The organism is Campylobacter ureolyticus, assembly GCF_027277485.1.
GTDB lineage: Bacteria > Campylobacterota > Campylobacteria > Campylobacterales > Campylobacteraceae > Campylobacter_B > Campylobacter_B ureolyticus_B.
This window is the reverse complement of sequence record NZ_JAPXGQ010000008.1, coordinates 1-19,407: the sequence shown is the minus strand read 5'-3', so window position 1 is coordinate 19,407 and position 19,407 is coordinate 1. Positions and strand designations below refer to the sequence as shown.

The window sequence follows — 19,407 nt, the reverse complement described above, 5'->3', positions numbered from 1 at the left end:
TGATTTTTTAAACTTTTCTATCGATGCTTCTTTTTATGTCTTTTAATAACTTGATAGATGCTTCTATTTCAACTTTTCTAGTTGAAATGCTTTCAACATTTGCCCCAACAACAACGCCTTTATTTTTAGCATATCTATATATAAATTCAAACATTTCAAAACTAAGCGAAACTGAACTTTGTAAAATATCAATACTATTTTTTAACCTATTTTCTAAAAATGGTGGAATTGAAATACCAAGCCATTTCATAAACTCAAGTGTTTTTAAACTTCCACACGGTGTAAAAGTAAAAATAATTGGAACTTTTTTTATATTTAGTTTTGCATAGTCATCTATAAAATTCTTGGCATTTATTGCATTATAAACTGCTTGGGTTATAAAAAACTCACAACCATTTAGTGTTTTATTTGCAACTTTTAAATGCTCATTGTGTTTTATTTCATGTCTTTCAGGTATACAAATTCCACCAAGTGGGATATCTTTTGCAAATTCTTTTTTGATCTCATAAGCTTTTTTTAAACTAAGTTTTATTTTTTGATCCTTTGAACTAGCACCTACAAAAACATTTGCTATATTTTTATCAAATTTTAAACTTTTTATAAACTCATCTTGGTTGTATTTTCCTACTGATTTATAAATAATACCTGGAAATTTAAGCTCCAAAGCCTTATAATACTCATACGGATCTATAGTTTTTACAAACTCAAAAGTTCTTTTTTCATCATTTCTATCGCCCTCATCTTGCAAATCATATATAACGATACCATCAACATCAAGTAAGTTAAGTCTTTTTTTTCTAAGTTCAAATAAATTTTCTAAATTTTGATGATTTTGCTTTGGTGGTGTTTGGCCATAAAGCAAAATTCCACTTTCATTGTTTTTAAGTTTTTCAAAAAACATATTTTTCCTTAAATTATTTTTTATATGATAACAAATTAAAATTTTGCTTTTTCTTAAACCTTGATATGGTATCATACAAAAAACTTTTAAAAAGAGGCGAAAATGCTACAAGAAAATTTAAAATTATTTTATTTAGGACTTAAAGAAAATGGTGAGCCATTTTTATATAAAAATAAAGACTTAACAACTCACGCAGCAATTATTGGAATGACTGGAAGTGGAAAAACTGGTCTTGGAATTACGCTTTTAGAAGAAGCTGCCATTGATAATATCCCATCAATTGTAATTGACCCAAAAGGCGATATGACAAATTTAGCTCTTACTTTTCCAAAAATGCAAGCAGATGACTTTTTACCATATATTGATGAAAATGAGGCAAAAAGCAAAAGTATGACAACAAAAGAGTTGGCAGAAAAAACAGCTGAAATCTGGAAAAATGGTATTGAGGGGTCATTTCAAAGTTTAGATAGAGTAAATTTATTAAAAAACAGTGCTGAGTTTAAGATATTTACTCCAAAAAGTAGCTCCGGACTTGGAATAAGCCTTTTAAGTAATTTTGAAGCACCTATAAATTTAGATGAAGAAGGCTTAAATGAATACACACTATCTTTATCGAACTCAGTATTATCACTAATAGGCGAAAATGATAATTCAAAAGAGCTTTTTTTACAAAACATATTTTTAGCGAATTTCAAAAAAAATTTAAATTTAAGTATTGCAGATTTAATTCATCAAATAGTAACTCCACCATTTTCAAAGCTTGGAGTTTTTGATGTAGAAACTCTTTATCCAGCAAATAAAAGAATGGAATTTGCAATGAAGCTAAACTCCTTAATCGCAAGTCCGTCATTTTCGCAATGGTGTAAAGGCGAAAAACTTGATATTTCAAAAATGCTTTTTAATGATAGTGGAAAAGCAAGATGCAATATCTTTACAATTTCACATCTAAATGATGATGAAAGAATGTTTTTTGTGACCTTGCTTTTAAATGAAATCATAAGATGGATGCGAACAACTGATGGCACAAATAGCCTAAGAATGATTTTATATATGGATGAAATTTTTGGATTTTTTCCGCCAACTTCAAATCCTCCGTCAAAAACACCAATGCTAACACTTTTAAAACAAGCAAGAGCTTTTGGTATTGGATGTGTTTTATCAACACAAAACCCAATAGATCTAGACTACAAAGGTCTTTCTAACATAGGCACTTGGTTTATTGGAAGACTTCAAACAGCTCAAGATAAAAATAGAGTAATAAGCGGGCTAACTGGTGTTGGAGAAAGTGATAAAAATAAATTATTAGAGCAAATTTCAAATCTTAAAAAAAGAAGTTTTTTAGTTAAAAACATAAATGAATCAAATTTAGAAATAATTTCTTCAAGATTTGCATTAAGTTATCTAAAAGGCCCATTAAGTAGTGATCAAATTTCAAATTTAATGGCCGATAAAAAAGAAAATTTCAAACCATTAAATTTAACACTTTCAAAAACAAAACCTGTAGTTTCACCAAACATTGATGAGTATTTTTGTTATGAAAACTCACTAAATTTAATACCGCATCTTCTAGCAAGTGCAAAAGTAATATACAAAACAAAAGATTTTGAATATCAAAAAGATTTAAATTTAGCAATACCACTTGTCAGTGATGAAATAAAGTGGGAAAATGCCTTTAATTTCAATCAAATTTTAAGCAAAACAGCAAAAGAAGATAGCGAGTTTGAACCACTCCCTTCATTTATATCTTCAAATAAAGATTTAAGTAAAGAAGCAAGAGATTTTAAAGATTATATTTTTAGAAATATTAAACTTACACTTTTTGAGGCTCTTGGTGAAATTTCAAAACCAAATGAAGAAAAAAGCGATTTTTTAATAAGACTAAATGATAAATGCAATGAAATTTTAGAGGATGAAACCTCCAAATTTGAAGCTAAATTTAAAGCAGAAAAAGAAAAATTAGAAGCTCAAATTCAAAAAGCTCAAATTAAACTTGATAAAGAAAAATCAGATGTTAAATCAAGTGGAATAAACGCAGCTATTAGTATCGGAGGTGCTATTTTAGGTATGCTTTTAGGAAATAAAACTCTTACAAAAACAAATGCTTCAAAAGTTCTAACTAGTTCAAAAAGTGCAAATAGAGTTTTAAATGAAAGAAAAGATGTCGCACTTGCAAAAGATGCACTTGAAGCACTTGAAAATAAATTAAATGAGCTTATATTGGAAGAAAGCGCGAAACTAAAAGAACTAAGAGAAAAGTATAATTTAAAAAATTTAGATATTAAAACAACTGAAATTGCAGCTAAAAAAAGTGATATTTTTGATGAAAAAATATCACTTTTATGGAAAAGTTAAAATAGTTTTGATAGAATTTTAAGCTTAAAAATTTTAAAGGAAAAACAGTGAACGGATTAATAAATTTCTTAACAAATCCAAATATTATGCTTTATTTGACTGCTTATTTAATAGCCTCAATTCCATTTGGAGTTATTATTGTAAAATCTCTTTATAGTGTGGACATTACAAAAGAAGGAAGCAAAAGCATTGGAGCAACAAATGTTTATAGAGTTTTAAAGAATATTGATTTAAAAAATGCAAAAAAAATAGCAATTATTACAATAATTTGCGATGTATTAAAAGGCTTTTTGCCTATTATTATTGCCAAATTTGCAGGAATTGATGAAAATGTTTTATGGATGATGGCAGTAATGGCTGTATTAGGGCATTGTTTTAGTGCATTTTTAAAATTTGAAGGTGGAAAAGGTGTGGCAACAAGCTATGGAGTTTTTGCAGCATTCTTACCAATTGAAGTTGCTTTATCAGTAGTTGTTTGGTTTTTTGTAGGAAAATTTATAAAAGTTTCATCCATTGCATCTCTTAGTGGAATTTTTACCTTTTTAATTCTTTCACTAATAATACATCCACAAATTTTACCAATAAACACACATGCACCAATTATAATAATTGTTTTTATTGTGTTTTATAAACACATTCCAAATATCAAAAGACTTATTTTTAAAGAGGAAAAACAGGTTCTATGATAACTGTTTTAATTGAAAATTTAGAACTTAAAACAATTATTGGAATGCTTGAGTTTGAACGCACTACTACTCAAATGATAAAAATAGATGCAAAATTTCAAGCTCATGAGTTTATCGATTATGCGTTAGCTTGTGAAATTATAGAAAATGAGTTTAATAAAAATAAATTTGTAAAAGTTGAAGATGCTTTAAATTATTTTTGTGATTTTTTTAAAAAAAAATACCCAACAATAAATTATTTTTTTATGAAAATTATAAAAAAAGAAATTTTACAAAATGCAGATGTTGGGGCAATGATAGAAAAAATTTTTTAAGATATATTTAAAAAACTTGAATTTAAGCTTAAATTCTGTTATAATCGCTGAAATAATTTTAAAATTAAGGAAAGTATAATGAGAATTTTGATAGTAGAAGATGAAGTTACTCTAAATAAAACAATTGCCGAGGGTTTGCAAGAATTTGGTTATCAAGCAGACTGTGCTGAAAACTTCAAAGATGCTGAGTACTATATCGGCATAAGAAACTATGATTTAGTTCTAGCAGATTGGATGCTTCCTGATGGAGATGGAATTGACCTTATCAATATTATAAAACAAAAATGCCCTAGAACTGCAATTGTAATGCTATCAGCAAAAGAAGATAAAGAAAGTGAAATAAAAGCATTAAAAGCAGGAGCAAGCGATTATGTAAAAAAACCATTTGATTTTGATGTGCTTTTAGCAAGAATTGAAGTTCAACTTAGATTTGGTGGTACAAATGTAATTCAAATAGGCGAACTTACAATAGACCCAGATGAGGAAAAAATAATTTATAAAGATCAAGAAGTAGAATTAAAAGGAAAACCATTTGAGGTTTTAACTCATCTTGCAAGACATAGCGATCAAATAGTCTCAAAAGAGCAACTCCTTGATGCAATCTGGGAGGAGCCAGAGCTTGTTACTCCAAATGTGATTGAAGTAGCAATAAACCAAATTAGACAAAAAATGGATAAACCTTTAAATATATCAACAATAGAAACTGTAAGAAGACGCGGATATAGATTTTGCTTTCCCAAAAAAGCTTAAGGACTAAATTTATCATTCAGTTAGCATCGGGTTCTTCGATGCTAATTTTAATATTTTCAACTATGCTTTACCACTATATAAAAATCAATATTTTTGAAACAGTGGTACAGGTTCTAAATCAAGAAGCTATAAAATTATCATCTCAAAATATAACCAATAGCTTTAACTTTTACACAAAAGAGCTTGGTCACACACCGATAAATGTAAAAATAATTCAAAATGAAAAAAATCTAAAAAAACCAAAATATACAAGCATAAAAACAGAAGAAAAATCATCTCTTATGCTTGAATATCCCTATAAAAATAGCATTATCATACTTGATACGGACACAACTTTTTATAACAAATTAATTTCTCAAATATTAACTGATATTATCATTATAAATGCGACCATGATATTTTTAATTTTATTTTTTGCTTTATTTTTATCGAGATCTCTTCTAATTCCTGTTAAGCTTCTTTCAGCCAAGCTTTCAAAACTTAATGAAATAGCACTTGACCACATAGATGAAAATGAAATTCCATTAGAATTCAAACCTCTTGGAATGGGTATAAATAGGCTTATTGATAGAATTCACACTTTTATAGGATATCAAAAAGAACTTTTTATAGGCATTGCTCATGAGTTAAAAACTCCACTAGCTGTTATGAAAACCAAAAATGAAGTTACACTTTTAAAGCCAAGAGATAATGAAAAATATATAGAAGCTTTAAAAAATAATAATATTTCAATTGATAATATGAATAAAATGATAAGCTCAATTTTAGAAGTTGGAAGACAAGAAGGTGCACAATTTGAAAAGCCTGTTGAAATTGACATTATAAAACTTATAAAAGAAACTTGTTTAAATTTTAAGATATTAGCACAATCAAAAGATAAGGCAATAATTACAAAATTAAAACCAGATGAGTTTTTTATGAGCATTCAACCAAATTTATTTTTACATATTGTCCAAAATTTCATTCAAAATGCTATTAAGTTTTCACCACAAAACTCAGCTATTATCATAAAAAGCACTATTTTAGACGATTGTTTTAAACTTGATGTTGTTGATGAGGGAATTGGAATAGATGAAAGTTTGGATCTTTTTGCACCATTTAAACGAAGTGGTAATAAAAGCGGTGCTGGACTTGGCTTATTTTTAGCAAAAGGTGCAGCCGATGCAATGAATGCTCAAATTTCACTTAAAAATAGAAGTGATCAAAAAGGAGTCATTGCAACTATTAAAATTCCAATTTCAAAAACAAGTAAAAAATTAAATAAGGCTTTTAAATGACGAAAAAAGTAGCAGTTATAGACCTTGGCTCAAACTCAGCAAGAATGGTAATTTTTGGAAGAACTAGTAGGCTTGGATTTTACATACTTGGCGAATATAAAATGAAAGTAAGACTTGGTGAAGGAGCCTATGAGCATAGTGGAATTATCCAAGAAGATGCTATGAAAAAATGCTTTGGCGCTTTTGTGGAGTTTAGAAAAATATTAAATAGGTATAAAATTCAAAAAATTCTAGCCGTTGGAACATCAGCCTTAAGAGATGCAAAAAATGCAAATGAGTTTATAAATATGGTTAAAAAGCTTGGCATTAGCCTAAAAGTTGTAGATGGCGATATGGAGGCATACTATGGTGGCTTTGGAGCAGCAAGACTTGTAAAATACCCAGATAATGCAACAACTATTGATATTGGTGGTGGCTCAACAGAACTTGCTAAAATACAAAGTGGAAAAGTTGTAAAAACACTTTCTTTAAATTTAGGAACTGTAAGATTAAAAGAGCTTTTTTATGATAAAGAAAATTTAAATGGACTTGATAAATTTGTTAAAGAGTTAACAGATAAAATTCCAAAAGATTTTCAAAACAATACAATTATCTCAATTGGGGGAAGCTTAAGAGCCATTTCAAATGCAATTATACAAAGAAAGAATTATCCTTTAAAAATGGTTCATGGATTTTCCTATAATTATGAAAGAGAAAAAAGCTTTATAGAAAAAATTTATTCTTCAAAAATATCAGATTTGGGAAGCTTTTTTATAAAAAAAGATCGTTTTGATACGATAAGAGGCGGAGCTTATATTTTCAAAAAAGTTGCTGATATTTTAAAAGCAAAAGAGATAATTACAAGTGGAGTTGGTGTTAGAGAGGGAGTTTTTTTAACAAATTTAATAGGTAAAAATGCAAAATTTCCTGGAAATTTTAATCCATCTTTAAAAAGCTTACAAGATAGGTTTATAACTCAAAATCGTCCAAATATAACTAAATTTTCAAAAGAGCTTTTTTATACCCTAAAACCCCTTCATAAAGTTAGTGAAAATTATATAAATGAACTTTTAACAGCCTCAAAACTCACAGACATTGGAAGAAAAATAGGCTTTTACTCAAAGCATTTAAACGCTAATTTTATTATCTTAAACGCACTTAATTATGGCTATACACATAAAGAAAAAGCCCTAATTGCAACGATAATAAAACAAAATGGAAAAAAAAGCATGAGTCAAATTGAATATGAAGAATTAAAAGAGTTATTACCCGATGAAAACTCAATTATTTGGCTAAGTTTTATTTTAAAACTAGCTACAGTTTTAGACTATAGTGATATAAAAAATGTAAGTCTTAGCTACAAAAATAAAACACTTGAAATTTATGGATTAAAAGAAGATGAATATATAAAAGACACTATTAAAAAAATGCAAAAACCAGGAATTTTTGCAATTACATTTAATTAAAAAGGAATAAAATGCCACTACTTGATAGTTTTAAAGTTGACCACACAAAAATGAAAGCTCCGGGAGTAAGACTTGCAAAAAGTATGAAAACCCCCAAAGGTGATATTATAAGCGTTTATGATTTAAGATTTTGCCTACCAAACAAAGAGATTATGAGCGAAGATGGAACACATACATTAGAGCATCTTTTTGCAGGCTTTATGAGAGAACACCTAAATAGTAAAGATGTTGAGATAATCGATATTTCGCCAATGGGTTGCAGAACTGGTTTTTATATGAGCTTAATAGGAAATCCAAATATTGATAAAGTTATCAATGCTTGGGAAAATTCAATGAAAGATGTTTTAAATGTATCTTCACAAAGTGATATTCCAGAACTTAATATTTATCAGTGTGGAACTGCTTCTATGCACAGTTTAAAAGAAGCTAAAAAAATAGCTCAAAATGTTTTAAATAAAGGAATTTGCATTATAAACAATGATGAAATTGCTTTAAAAGATATTTAGTTTAAAGAAAAAAATTTATTTTGCTTTTTCCCAAATTAATTTTTTACCAAAAATAGCCTTGTTATTTGTAAATTTCGCCCACGAAATTTCCATACACCAAATATTTGGCTTTAAAGCAAGCGCGTAAGGAAATCTTTTAAAATAAATTTTTTTTTGCTCTTCATTGGCCTTTTTAAACTCGCCTAAAAGCTGAACACCCTTAATATTTCCAACTATTTTTGTATCAAGATGTATTATACCTGAAACAATTGTATTTTTTAAAGCCATTTGAATATGGCTTGTCTTTTCATCTGAAGCAAAAATTAAACTTGAATTTTTTTCATCATAAGCATAAAATGCACTTGCACAATATGGTTTATTATCAAAACTCACGCAAAAAGATAAAAGATGCATTTTTTTTACGAATTTATCTATTTCTTCATACAACTTTTTTGCCTTTTTTATAAAATTTACTTAATAATAGCAAATTTTTTGTATAATTTAATGAAAATATTAAGGAAATTTAATGGAAAATGTAGAAATTCTAAAACAGATGTTTTTAATGCAACAACGACTAAATGATGAAACAAATGGTAAAAAATGGGAAGAAGGAACCGCACAAAATGGCAAACTCATAAATTGGAAAAGATGTATTTATATGGAGTGTGCTGAACTAATCGATAGCTTTTCATGGAAACACTGGAAAAGCATAAACCAAAAAGCAAATAGTGAAAATATAAAGATTGAACTAACTGATATTTGGCATTTTATAATGAGCTTGGTCTTAGAAAAAGCATATCCGAATAAAAATATTGATGATATTGTAAAAGATATTATTTCAGTTAGTGGATTTAGGGATTTTACACTTGAAGCCTACAGTATGAGTGAATATAATCTATATGAAATTATTAACGATATTGAGATTATAATACATGAATGCAGTGGTTTTGAACTTAAAATTCATGAGCTTTTAACTAACTTTTTTAGACTCTCACTCAAATGCGGCTTAAACTTAAATGAGCTTTTTGAAAAATATGTTGGCAAAAATGTGTTAAACAAATTTAGACAAGATCATGGATATCAAAACGGAACTTATGTAAAAATTTGGAATGGCAAAGAAGATAACGAAGTATTAAGTCAAATTTTAAACTCAGACGTTATAAATATGGATGAAATTTATAAAAAACTTGATGAAAATTATAAAAAAATCAAAAAATAAATTTTAAAAAACAATATATAAATTTTGAATACATAGTTATAAAAACTACAAAATACAAAAAAGATGTGTTCGCACATCTTTTACACAAAAATAATATAAAATCATAAATATCAAATTTCTTAAAGCTTAGAATTTACTTGATATTTCAAACTACTTTTAATATTTTGTTTGATACTTAGTATCAATAAATTTTATTATTGACAAATTTTTTTTAATATGATAAAATCTCTTAATTTTGATAATGAAAGGTTTAATGATGAGGCAATATGAGACTTACAAATGTCATAAATGTGGTAATGAAGTTGAAGTACAAAAAGTCGGTGGTGGCAAACTAGTATGCTGTGGTGAAGAGATGGAGTGCATAACAACTGATCTAACTTCTGTAAATTTGATGAAAGCATTTGCTGGTGAATCAATGGCTAGAAACAAATATGATTTATATGGAGATTTGGCTAAAGAAGCTGGATATCACGCTATTGCAAAGCATTTTTATGAAGCAGCTGAAAATGAAAAATGGCACGCAAGAGCTGAGCTTAAAAAACATCATGAAATGGCCAACATACCGCTTGATAGAATGGATAAAAATCTACTTGATGCAGCAGCTGGAGAAAAATTTGAACACGAAGAGATGTATCCAGGTTTTGCAAAAATAGCTGAAGATGAGGGCAAAAAAGATGTTGCAAGACTTTTTAAAGCTATTGCAAAAGTTGAAGTTGAGCACGAAAGAGAGTATTTAGAACTCAAAAAAATGCTTGAAAATGATGGCTTTTTTGAAAGCGAAGAAGAAGATGTTTGGGTTTGTGAAGTTTGCGGTCATGTTCATCGTGGCAAAAAAGCTCCTGGTGCCTGTCCTTTATGTAAAGCTCCAAAAGAGTATTTTAAAAGAGAATTTTTAGGGTAAAATCAAAAATTTATAATAATATTTAGGAGAAAGCACTTCTCCTAAATATTTTCTTTTTGTTCTAATTTAAAATCCACAAATTTTTTTCAAATCCTCATCAATAACTCTTTTGTTTCCTGCCCTATCAACGCTTACATAGGTTACTTCTGCGCTTGTTACTGGTATTTTAACAACCTTATTATCTTCATTTAACCTTTGAACTATAACATCAACTTTTACCTTTATGGATGTTTTTCCAACTCCTATAATTTTTGCATAGCAACTGACTAAGTCCCCAACAAAAACAGGTTCTTTAAAAATTACTTCCTTAAATGAGATAGTTACAACTCTAATTGGTGCAACTTCCCTTGCTGCAACTGCCCCGGCTTTATCTATTTGAGCTAGTATCCATCCACCAAATATATTTCCAGCAGGATTTGTGTCTCTTGGCATTGCAACTATTTTTATCTTTGGCTCTCCCATATTTTTTAAATCCATAAATTTCCTTTAATTATAAATTTATTATGATTTTACCAACTATTTTTAAAGTTTGTTTTAATACTGGTTAATTATATTTTGCTAAAATTTTTTTATAAATTTAAAAGGATAAATTATGAATGATTATAAAAAATTATTACAATATTCAGATGAAAATCAAAAAATAATAAACGATTTATATAAAAATCAAGATAATGACTATGTAAAAAAAGCACTTGAAATTTGTGGTTTTAAAGGAAGTGAGTCTGAAAAAATAGCCGTTTTAAGACGAATTGTTGATTTAAAAACAGACCCTCTTTTAACTGAACTAAAAAAGAAAAATTATAGTGAAGATAAAATTTTGAAAATACGTGATGAAATGTATGATTTTGTATCTTTAATACACGAAAACTCTCATAGAAATTTAATCTTAAAAGCAGTCGATAATAAAATTTTAAATGAATTTAACTTGGCCTTAATAAGTGGTGTTCATAAAATAGGCCTTATTTTAAACAAAATTCAAAAACAATGGCAACATATAGTAATTGATAAAAACTCTAAAATTTTTGCTTCAATGAGTAATCCATTTGAATTTATAGAAAAAAATGAACTTTATCAAAAAACCCCAAGAGGTGAAATTTGCGATAGAACTTACGGAGTTGTATTTTTTAATAAAAATAACACAAGTGCTGTTTTAAAAACATATTATGAAGCTTTTTTAGATATGCCAAAACTAATTGATGAGTTTGAAAATTTAATCCAAGCGCTATCTCTTCTTGCTATAAGCAGCGATGAAAAAGCATATATAGAATATTTTAAAAAATTAAAAATTGCATTTGCATGCACAGATAATAGTGATGTTATAAAAGTTTGGAGAGATGCTGAAATGGCGTGGATGGATACTAAATCATATCTTCAAATTGGTCATCCACTTGAATATTATGAAGACTTTTACACTCACGCAGTTGCTCTAGAATGGGATATAAGGCTAAAAGAAGAAACTACATATGACGAAAAAGAGATAAAAAAATCGGTTAAAAATAGCTTCGATAATGTCTATAAAAATATTGGCTCGAATAACCAAATAATGCACTCTATGGTTAATTCAAACATAGATAAAACACAACTTTATATCTCAACCCCAATGATTTATTATGGAGCTGATTTAGAAGGGCTTTTCAGTGCACAAGTTGTGCCAAATGATGAGTTTGTGAGTGCAAACTCAGGTAAAAAAATATTTGCTTTTGTAGATCATGTTTATGAAAGCATAAAAGCAAAACCTTTTATGAAAATAAATGACGAAATTTTTGAAAAAGAGTTTTTAAACTATACGCGCGATATTTTATTTAACAAAAAAGAAATTTGGCGTCAAGTTTATGGAGTAAGCACTATAGGACATGAGTTTGGGCATATTTTATTTATAGATGAAGATAGTGAAACTTTAATGAATAAAAGTGGAGTTTTTAAATTTATAGAAGAGTATAAAGCCACAACTGGTGGACTTATAGCATTTTTTGATAATGAGATTGAAGAGTTAAAACTTCCAGTTTTTGCCGAGCTTATAAAAAGAAGTGTTGGACTTATCTCATGGATGGAAAATGACCCTGTTAAGGCATATTATTGCGAAAGTTTAATTCATCTAACTCTTCTTTTTGAAAGTAAGGCTTTAAAGTTTGATGGTAAAAAACTAAAAGTTAATTTGGAAAAATATAGTGATTTCAAAAATATTTGTATAAAAAACTATGAAAATTTAGCAAAAATCTATGATGAAAAAGAAGATGCAAATAAGTTTTTATCAAAATTTTGTGTACCTCATAAATCAAGCTATTTGCCAATTTGTAAAGATGTAAAAGAGTTTGTTATCTACTACTTTGATCTTTATAGACAAATTGGCAATGAAGTTTCAGAAGTTAAAGAGTAACTTCTTCAATACTGCCTTTTGAAAAGCGAGATTTTATCTCATTTATTTTTTTTGTAGTCTCATCACTTAGTGGAAGCACGATGTGATGACCCTCTTTAAATGAGATAAAATAATTTTCATTAGTTTTTGCTATCTTATCAAGTGAGTTCAAGTTAAAAATTTCACTTGGCTTTGGTTTTTCATCGTTTGAAAAAGTTATATTATTCTCATCTACATTAAATTTCATTTTTATTTTAGATTCTGGTAAATTATCTGACTTCACAAGCTCTTTATTGCAAATTTTTCTATAATATTTTGGAAAAAATATTAACCATAAAATAGCCAAAACCAAAGAAGTTAAGCTTAAAATAGGAACTGTTTTTAAAAGACCATCTAAAATAAGACCAACAACAACAAACTCAAATGGTACAGCATAAAAGCTCATTATTTTTTGTCTTTTTGCCTTTTTACTGTAGAGTATCATAAATTTCCTTAAATTCCCAACATCTTTATTTGTAATTATTACTTCCATTTTTTTCCTTAAATTTTATAAATTTTGACTATTTTATCAAATTTTCTTAATTTATTTTATTAATTTCGCTAAAATCTTAAATTTACAAATAAAAATAATTTTTATATAAAAAATGTTAGGAAAGATATGCGAAAACTTTTTAACATAAAAGGCTTTTTGCCTTTTATTGTAGTTCTTTTTATAAATGCAGTAGTTGATTTAGGACACAAAATTACCATTCAAAATATCTTAGTTAAAAGTTATTCGGGTGATATTTTAATAGCTCTTACTGCAATTGTCAATTTACTCATTTTACTTCCTTATATTTCACTTTTTTCGCTATCTGGATTTTTAAATGATAAATTTTCGCGTACTCAAATTTCAAGGATTGCAGCAGCTATTACTATAATTTTTACATTTTTAATAACAATTGCTTACTTTAAGGGTTGGTTTTATTTTGCATTTTTCATGACATTGCTTTTAGCTGTTCAAAGTGCGATTTTTTCTACTGCTAAATATGCACTTATAAAGCAAATTGCAAAAAAAGAAAATATTGCTTTAGCAAATAGCGTAGTGGAATCTGCCACAATTATCGCTATTTTACTCTCATCTTTAATTTTTTCTATAATTTTTGAAAAATTTGTAATTATTGCTGATAGCCCAGGAAAGATGATGAGTTCTGTTTGGTTTATAGGAATAATTTTATTTATTTTCACATGTTTGGAAACATATTTTGCATTTAAAATTCCATATTTTGAAGCTGGCGATAAGACAAGTGAGTTTAAAATTAAAAAATATATAACTTTTGGATATCTAAAAGAAAATTTAACGCTAATTTTTAAAAACAAAAACATCTTATTAAGCGTACTTGGAGTTTCTGTTTTTTGGGCATTGGCTCAGCTTATAATAGCAGTTTTTCCAAGGCACTATAAAGATATTATAGATGATAATGTTGCAATAATTCAAATAATTTTAGCAAGCAGTACAATCGGAATAGTGTTTGGGGCACTATTTTCAGGTTATTTATCTAAAAAAAGAGTAGAACTAGGAATAGTTTGCATCTCATCTTTTGGACTTTTTATTATGCTTGTACTTTTTGCAAGTGTAAATTCTATCTTTTTAATGTTTTTAACAGCTATTTTATTTGGCTTTATGGGTGGGGCTTTTATAATCCCTTTAAATGCAAATATTCAACTAAATGCAGGAAAGGAAAATGCAGGTAAGATAATGGCAGGAAGCAATTTCATACAAAACATTTTTATGGTTATATTTTTATTTTTAGCGATATTTTGTGCATATTTTAGTATAAACTCAAAAAATATTTTTTATTTAGCAAGCTTGAGTGCATTAATTTGTTCAATAATTTCATTTTTTATTGTACCAAATTTAACTTTAAGACTTTTAGTAATGCCATTTTTTAAACTTTTTTATAAAGTAAGAGTTAAAGGCGACATACCACAAAATGGTGGGGTTTTAATGCTTGGAAATCACCTAAGCTTTATAGATTGGGCACTAATACAAATTGCAGTTAATAGAAAAATTAAATTTGTAATGCATGTAAGTTTTTATGAAAAGCTTCATCTAAAGTGGTTTTTTAATATTTTTGATGTTATAAGAGTTGGAAAAGGTACAAACAAACTTGCTATGAATCAAATACAAGCTGCACTTAAAAATGGTGAAGTTGTGGCGATGTTTGTAGAAGGTCACATAACTCAAAACTCAAATTTAAATGTTTTTAAAAAAGGATATATGCTTGCTATAAAAGACACGGGTGCTAAAATAGTTGCTTTTCATATAAGAGGTTTTTGGGGTTCATTTTTTTCAAGAGCTGATATTAGTTATAAGAAAAAGACATTTAAAAGAAGAGTTTTAAATATATCTTTTAGTCAACCCCTAGACTCACAAATTTCACCAAGCAATCTTAAAAAAGAGGTTATAAAACTATCTTATTTTAACCTTGGGAATTATCTAGATTTGCAAAAGCCACTTCAATATGAATGGCTAAAATGGGTAAAAAGAACTCCATTTCATGCTTCTATGGTTGATTTTAGCACCAAAACATTATCAAATTTCAAAGTGCTTGTTGGGGTGCTTTTGTTTGCAAAAAAACTTAACTTAAAAGATGAAGAAAATATAGGAATTTTACTTCCGTCATCAAACGCTTGTGCGATAATTAACCTTACACTTCTTACACAAAAAAAAGTAATTATAAATTTAAACTACACATCAAACACAAACTCTTTGCAAAACTGCTTAGAAAATGCAGGTATTAAAACCATTTTAACTTCTAAAAAATTTGTAGAGAAATTAAACAGTAAAGATATAAATTTCAGCACACAAATAAAACAGAAATTCTTTTATTTAGAAGATTTAAAAATTACAAAATTTGATAAAATAAGAGCTTTTGTTAAAGCCATGCTGCCTAAAATTTTAATTGAAAAACTCTATTTTAAAAAAGCAAACTTAGATGACACAGCAGCAATAATTTATAGCAGTGGAAGCGAAGGCGAACCAAAAGGCATAGTATTAACACATAAAAATTTACTTACAAATATAGTTCAAGTAAGTGATCTTTTGGGAAGAGAAAATATCCAAGTTATGCTTTCAAGTCTTCCTGTTTTTCACTCTTTTGGACTTACTTTAACTACACTTTATCCACTTTATTCAAACCTAAAAAGCGTTTTTGTAGCTGATCCAACAGATGGATTTACTCTTGGCACAATGCTTCAAAAGCATAAAGCAGAAGTTATATTCGGAACATCTACATTCTTTAGACTTTATACTAAAAATAAAAAAGTTACAAAAGATATGTTTGAAAGTATTAAATACGCAGTAGCAGGTGGTGAAAAACTTAATTTAAATACAAAAAATGAATTTGAAGCAAAATTTGATAAAGAAATTTTAGAAGGTTATGGCACAACAGAAACTTCACCTGTGGTTAGTGTAAATTTACCAAATGAATTAAAAGATGGGAAAGTGCAAGTTTTCAACAAAAAAGGAAGTGTTGGAATGCCATTAAATGGAACTATCGTAAAGATAGTAGATCCAGATACCTTAAAAGAGCTTGAAGATTACGAAAACGGTCTTATTTTAGTAGGCGGACATCAAGTTATGAGAGGCTATTTTAACAAAACTAGTGATGTTTTAGTTGAGGCAGATGGCATAAAATATTACAAAACAGGCGATATAGGATACTTAGATCAAGACTATTTTATATATATAACAGATAGAATATCACGTTTTGCAAAACTTGGTGGCGAGATGATAAGTCTTTCAATGGTTGAAAATGCACTTCACGAAGTATTGTGCGATGATGATATTATAAGTGTTACAAATTTAAAAGACGATAAAAAAGGCGAAAAGATAGTCTTACTTTATGAGGGCGAAAAAAGTATTGACAAGATAAAAGAACTAATAAAAAATTCACATCTAAATGCTCTTATGAGACCAAGTGTTATTCATAAAGTAGAAAAAATTCCAGTTTTAGGTACAGGAAAGGTAAATTTTAAAGGTGTTAAAGATCTAGCACTACAACTTGATAAACAAGATTAAAAATACAAAAAGCAAATTTTAATGTAAATGTGAGGGCAAAAGCCCTCTATGTAAATATTTATTTTTTACCTGATTTTATCTTGATCATACCAACCAATAAACAAATAATGCCCGGTATCATCCACTCAAGACTTTGATCATACAGTGGTAAAAGCCTACACAAATCAACCAAACCTGGTATTGCAATATTAAAACTTCTATCAAAAGTTCCAATTAAGCTTATCACTAAAACAACATAAATAACTAAAGAATAAGTAAATTTATCCTCATTTAACTTATTGTTTAATAAAGATAAAACTATTAAAGAAAGTGCTAGTGGATAAATAATGCCTAAAAATGGCACCGCATAATTAATAATCGCAGTAAGACCAACATTGGCCATAAGTGAACTTATAACAGACCAAATGATTATCCAATGTTTATACTTAATCTTTGTAATTGTTATAAAATATTCGCTTATTGCACAAGTAAGACCAACAGTTGTTGTCAAACAAGCTAAAAACATTGCTAAACCAAATATTATAATGCCATATTTTCCAAACCAATACTCAGTTGCTATTGCTAAAATTTCAGCTCCATTTGTAGGTGCTTGTTCAAGCAAGCCTACTGCTGCACCTGCACTTGCACCAATATATGAAAGCATCATATAAATTATCATCAAAATAAGTCCTGCCAAAAGGCCTGCTTTTATGGTTGCACTTACTATTTTTTCATTATCTTTTATGCCAATTCTTTTAAAAGTAAGCAAAATAACAAGTCCAAAACTAAGGCTTGCCAAAGCATCCATTGTCTGATAGCCTTCTAAAATACCAGTAGTTATAGGATGAGCTGCATAACTTCCCTTTGCTTCTAAAAATGAAGAACTGTGAAGTGGATCAATAATAGAAACAGCAAATAAAACAAGTATCAAAATAAGTAAAATAGGAGTTAAAATTTTACCCAATGTTGATATCATTTTTGTTGGATTTCTTGAAAGAGCCCAATTTACTATAAAATAACTTATAGAGTACAAAAATAAAGGTATAAAACTGGCTTGTAAGCCTTGTGATAAAAATGGCTTAATAGCAAGCTCAAAAGGCATATTTGCAGCCCTTGGAATAGCAAAAAATGGTCCAATTATAAGAAGTAAAAATATTGAAAAAATTAGTGCAAATTTAGGTGAAATTCTTTGTGCAAGATTATGAAGTCCATTTGACTTTGCAACTGCTGCAATACCTAAAATAGGAAATAAAACAGCTGTTAAGCAAAATGCAATTATTGCAATTGGAGTTTGCTCTCCCGCAAGATTACCCAAAAATGGTGGAAATATAAAATTTCCAGCACCAAAAAACATAGAAAAAAGCGTAAGCCCAACTACTAAAAAGCTCCTAAACGATATCTCTTTCATACAAAAACCTTTATTTGACTTTTAGTAATAATATAGCAATTTAATTAAATTTATATAAAATTACTAAAAATTTTAAAACTATGCAAAATTTATGTTACAAATTTACAATAATCTGAAATTGTACTTAAATTTAACTAAATTTAAGCTTTTATTCTTAAATTCTTAAGTGCTTTAATTCTCTCTTCTGTGCTTGGGTGAGTTCTAAATAAAGATGAAAAGTTACTTTTACCACTCAGTGGATTTACAATAAACATATGAGCACTGCTTGGATCTGCATTTTTAAGAGGATTTTTAGAATAGCTTTCAAGCTTAGAAAGTGCTTTTATAAGTCCGTTTGGATTTGAAGTAAGCTCAGCTGAACCACGATCGGCCTCAAACTCTCTACTTCTTGAAATTGCAAGCTGAATAATAGTAGCAGCAAGTGGAGCAATAACAGCAAGAGCTATTAAAACAAAAATATTTGATCTATTTGAGTTTTTATTATTACCTCCAAACATAGCTCCCATTTTTGCAATATTTGCTAAAATTGCGATTGCCCCTGCAAAAACAGCTGCAATTGAGCCAGTTAAAATATCATAATGCTTTACATGGCTTAACTCATGAGCAATAACAGCTTCAATCTCTTCTTCGCTCATTAAATTTAAAAGACCTTCAGTTACTGCAACAACAGCATGCTTTGGGTTTCTTCCAGTTGCAAAAGCATTTGGAGTAGGATCAGGAATAATGCAAATTTTAGGAAGTGGTAAATTACCTTTTTTACAAAGTTTCTCAACTATATCGTAAAGACCAGATGCGTTTTGTTTAGTTACTAAAATTGCATTATAGTGCTTTAAAACTATCTTGTCACTAAAAAAATAACTAAAAAAATTTGTTGCACAAGCTATTAAAAATGCAATTACCATACCGCCTTGACCACCGATTGCGTAGCCAATTATCATGAATAAAAGCATTAAAACAATCATTAAAATAGAAGTTTTTATTATTTGCATAAATTTATCCTTTAAATTTAGTACCTAATATTTTACACTAAAAATATAAATTTGTCTTTTTGAATCAATATCGTAGAAGTATGTTACACAATATTTTGCCAGTCTATAAAAAATAGACTGGCAAATTTAATTTTATAGTTATTTTTTAATATATCTTACTACCACCCATACACAAATCTAAGATTTGCACTAAGTTCATCTATTTTACCACCCATTGCTCCAACACCAAAGCTTATATTTGATAGAGGTTTTATACTATAAATAACACCAAGTTCACCTCCA

General features: G+C 28.2%; 17 protein-coding genes. 11 read left to right on the top strand and 6 right to left on the bottom strand.

The genetic code is table 11. The annotated features are described in order from the left end of the window. Positions 1–7 precede the first annotated feature (7 nt). On the bottom strand, positions 8–901 hold the full coding sequence (locus O6B72_RS05545) for a methylenetetrahydrofolate reductase (RefSeq protein WP_269492472.1): 894 nt from the start codon (positions 899–901) through the stop codon (positions 8–10). 102 nt (positions 902–1,003) lie between these two features. Between O6B72_RS05545 and O6B72_RS05540 the strand changes: the two genes are divergently transcribed. From O6B72_RS05540 to luxS, 7 genes are all read left to right on the top strand, one after another. After that, a complete protein-coding gene (locus tag O6B72_RS05540; RefSeq protein ID WP_269492470.1) occupies positions 1,004–3,253 on the top strand; it encodes a helicase HerA domain-containing protein in 2,250 nt (749 codons plus the stop codon). A gap of 86 nt (positions 3,254–3,339) precedes the next feature. After that, complete coding sequence (plsY, locus tag O6B72_RS05535; protein ID WP_258299219.1) at positions 3,340–3,939, top strand: glycerol-3-phosphate 1-O-acyltransferase PlsY; 600 nt, start codon at positions 3,340–3,342, stop codon at positions 3,937–3,939. Next, entirely contained in the window at positions 3,936–4,253 is a 318-nt protein-coding gene (locus tag O6B72_RS05530) for a dihydroneopterin aldolase (protein WP_258299193.1), read from the top strand. Before plsY ends, O6B72_RS05530 begins: the two co-directional genes overlap by 4 nt. Before the next feature lie 78 nt (positions 4,254–4,331). Further along, the gene (gene hsrA, locus O6B72_RS05525; RefSeq protein WP_024962405.1) at positions 4,332–5,003 is read left to right on the top strand and encodes a homeostatic response regulator transcription factor HsrA; all 672 of its coding nucleotides are present in this window, start codon (positions 4,332–4,334) and stop codon (positions 5,001–5,003) included. Between the two features lie 38 nt (positions 5,004–5,041). Then, positions 5,042–6,280 carry a sensor histidine kinase gene (locus O6B72_RS05520; protein WP_269492468.1) on the top strand — a complete coding sequence of 413 codons (1,239 nt, stop codon included), beginning with the start codon at positions 5,042–5,044 and terminating at the stop codon, positions 6,278–6,280. Then, entirely contained in the window at positions 6,277–7,725 is a 1,449-nt protein-coding gene (locus O6B72_RS05515) for a Ppx/GppA phosphatase family protein (protein WP_269487985.1), read from the top strand. The genes O6B72_RS05520 and O6B72_RS05515 overlap by 4 nt, the downstream gene beginning before the upstream one ends. 11 nt (positions 7,726–7,736) lie before the next feature. Then, complete coding sequence (luxS, locus tag O6B72_RS05510; protein ID WP_101637092.1) at positions 7,737–8,231, top strand: S-ribosylhomocysteine lyase; 495 nt, start codon at positions 7,737–7,739, stop codon at positions 8,229–8,231. Between the two features lie 15 nt (positions 8,232–8,246). Here luxS and O6B72_RS05505 read toward each other — a convergent pair whose 3' ends face one another. Then, on the bottom strand, positions 8,247–8,657 hold the full coding sequence (locus O6B72_RS05505) for a hypothetical protein (protein WP_258299191.1): 411 nt from the start codon (positions 8,655–8,657) through the stop codon (positions 8,247–8,249). A 79-nt stretch (positions 8,658–8,736) separates the two neighbouring features. On the opposite strand from O6B72_RS05505, the gene dut reads away from it, so the two are divergent. Together dut and O6B72_RS05495 are read left to right on the top strand one after the other, a co-directional pair. Continuing rightward, a complete protein-coding gene (dut, locus tag O6B72_RS05500) occupies positions 8,737–9,429 on the top strand; it encodes a dUTPase (RefSeq protein WP_269487983.1) in 693 nt (230 codons plus the stop codon). A 256-nt stretch (positions 9,430–9,685) separates the two neighbouring features. After that, positions 9,686–10,330, top strand: coding sequence for a ferritin family protein (locus O6B72_RS05495; RefSeq protein WP_269492467.1), 645 nt, complete (start codon positions 9,686–9,688; stop codon positions 10,328–10,330). Between the two features lie 66 nt (positions 10,331–10,396). Here O6B72_RS05495 and O6B72_RS05490 read toward each other — a convergent pair whose 3' ends face one another. Next, positions 10,397–10,807, bottom strand: a complete 411-nt coding sequence (locus O6B72_RS05490) for an acyl-CoA thioesterase (RefSeq protein ID WP_018712897.1) — start codon at positions 10,805–10,807, stop codon at positions 10,397–10,399. 115 nt (positions 10,808–10,922) lie between these two features. Here O6B72_RS05490 and ciaB point away from each other — a divergent pair, with 115 nt between their 5' ends. Then, positions 10,923–12,707, top strand: a complete 1,785-nt coding sequence (ciaB, locus tag O6B72_RS05485) for an invasion protein CiaB (RefSeq protein ID WP_269492466.1) — start codon at positions 10,923–10,925, stop codon at positions 12,705–12,707. Here the strand turns inward: ciaB and O6B72_RS05480 are convergent. Then, a complete protein-coding gene (locus O6B72_RS05480) occupies positions 12,697–13,218 on the bottom strand; it encodes a hypothetical protein (protein WP_269492465.1) in 522 nt (173 codons plus the stop codon). The genes ciaB and O6B72_RS05480 overlap by 11 nt on opposite strands. Positions 13,219–13,344: 126 nt before the next feature. On the opposite strand from O6B72_RS05480, the gene O6B72_RS05475 reads away from it, so the two are divergent. After that, positions 13,345–16,749: an acyl-[ACP]--phospholipid O-acyltransferase gene (locus tag O6B72_RS05475; RefSeq protein WP_269492464.1), complete on the top strand. Its 3,405-nt coding sequence runs from the start codon at positions 13,345–13,347 to the stop codon at positions 16,747–16,749. Between the two features lie 58 nt (positions 16,750–16,807). Here the strand turns inward: O6B72_RS05475 and brnQ are convergent, their stop codons facing one another. Next, entirely contained in the window at positions 16,808–18,136 is a 1,329-nt protein-coding gene (brnQ, locus tag O6B72_RS05470) for a branched-chain amino acid transport system II carrier protein (protein ID WP_269492463.1), read from the bottom strand. A gap of 140 nt (positions 18,137–18,276) precedes the next feature. Further along, positions 18,277–19,125, bottom strand: a complete 849-nt coding sequence (gene htpX / locus O6B72_RS05465) for a zinc metalloprotease HtpX (RefSeq protein WP_269492462.1) — start codon at positions 19,123–19,125, stop codon at positions 18,277–18,279. Between the last annotated feature and the right edge of the window lie 282 nt (positions 19,126–19,407).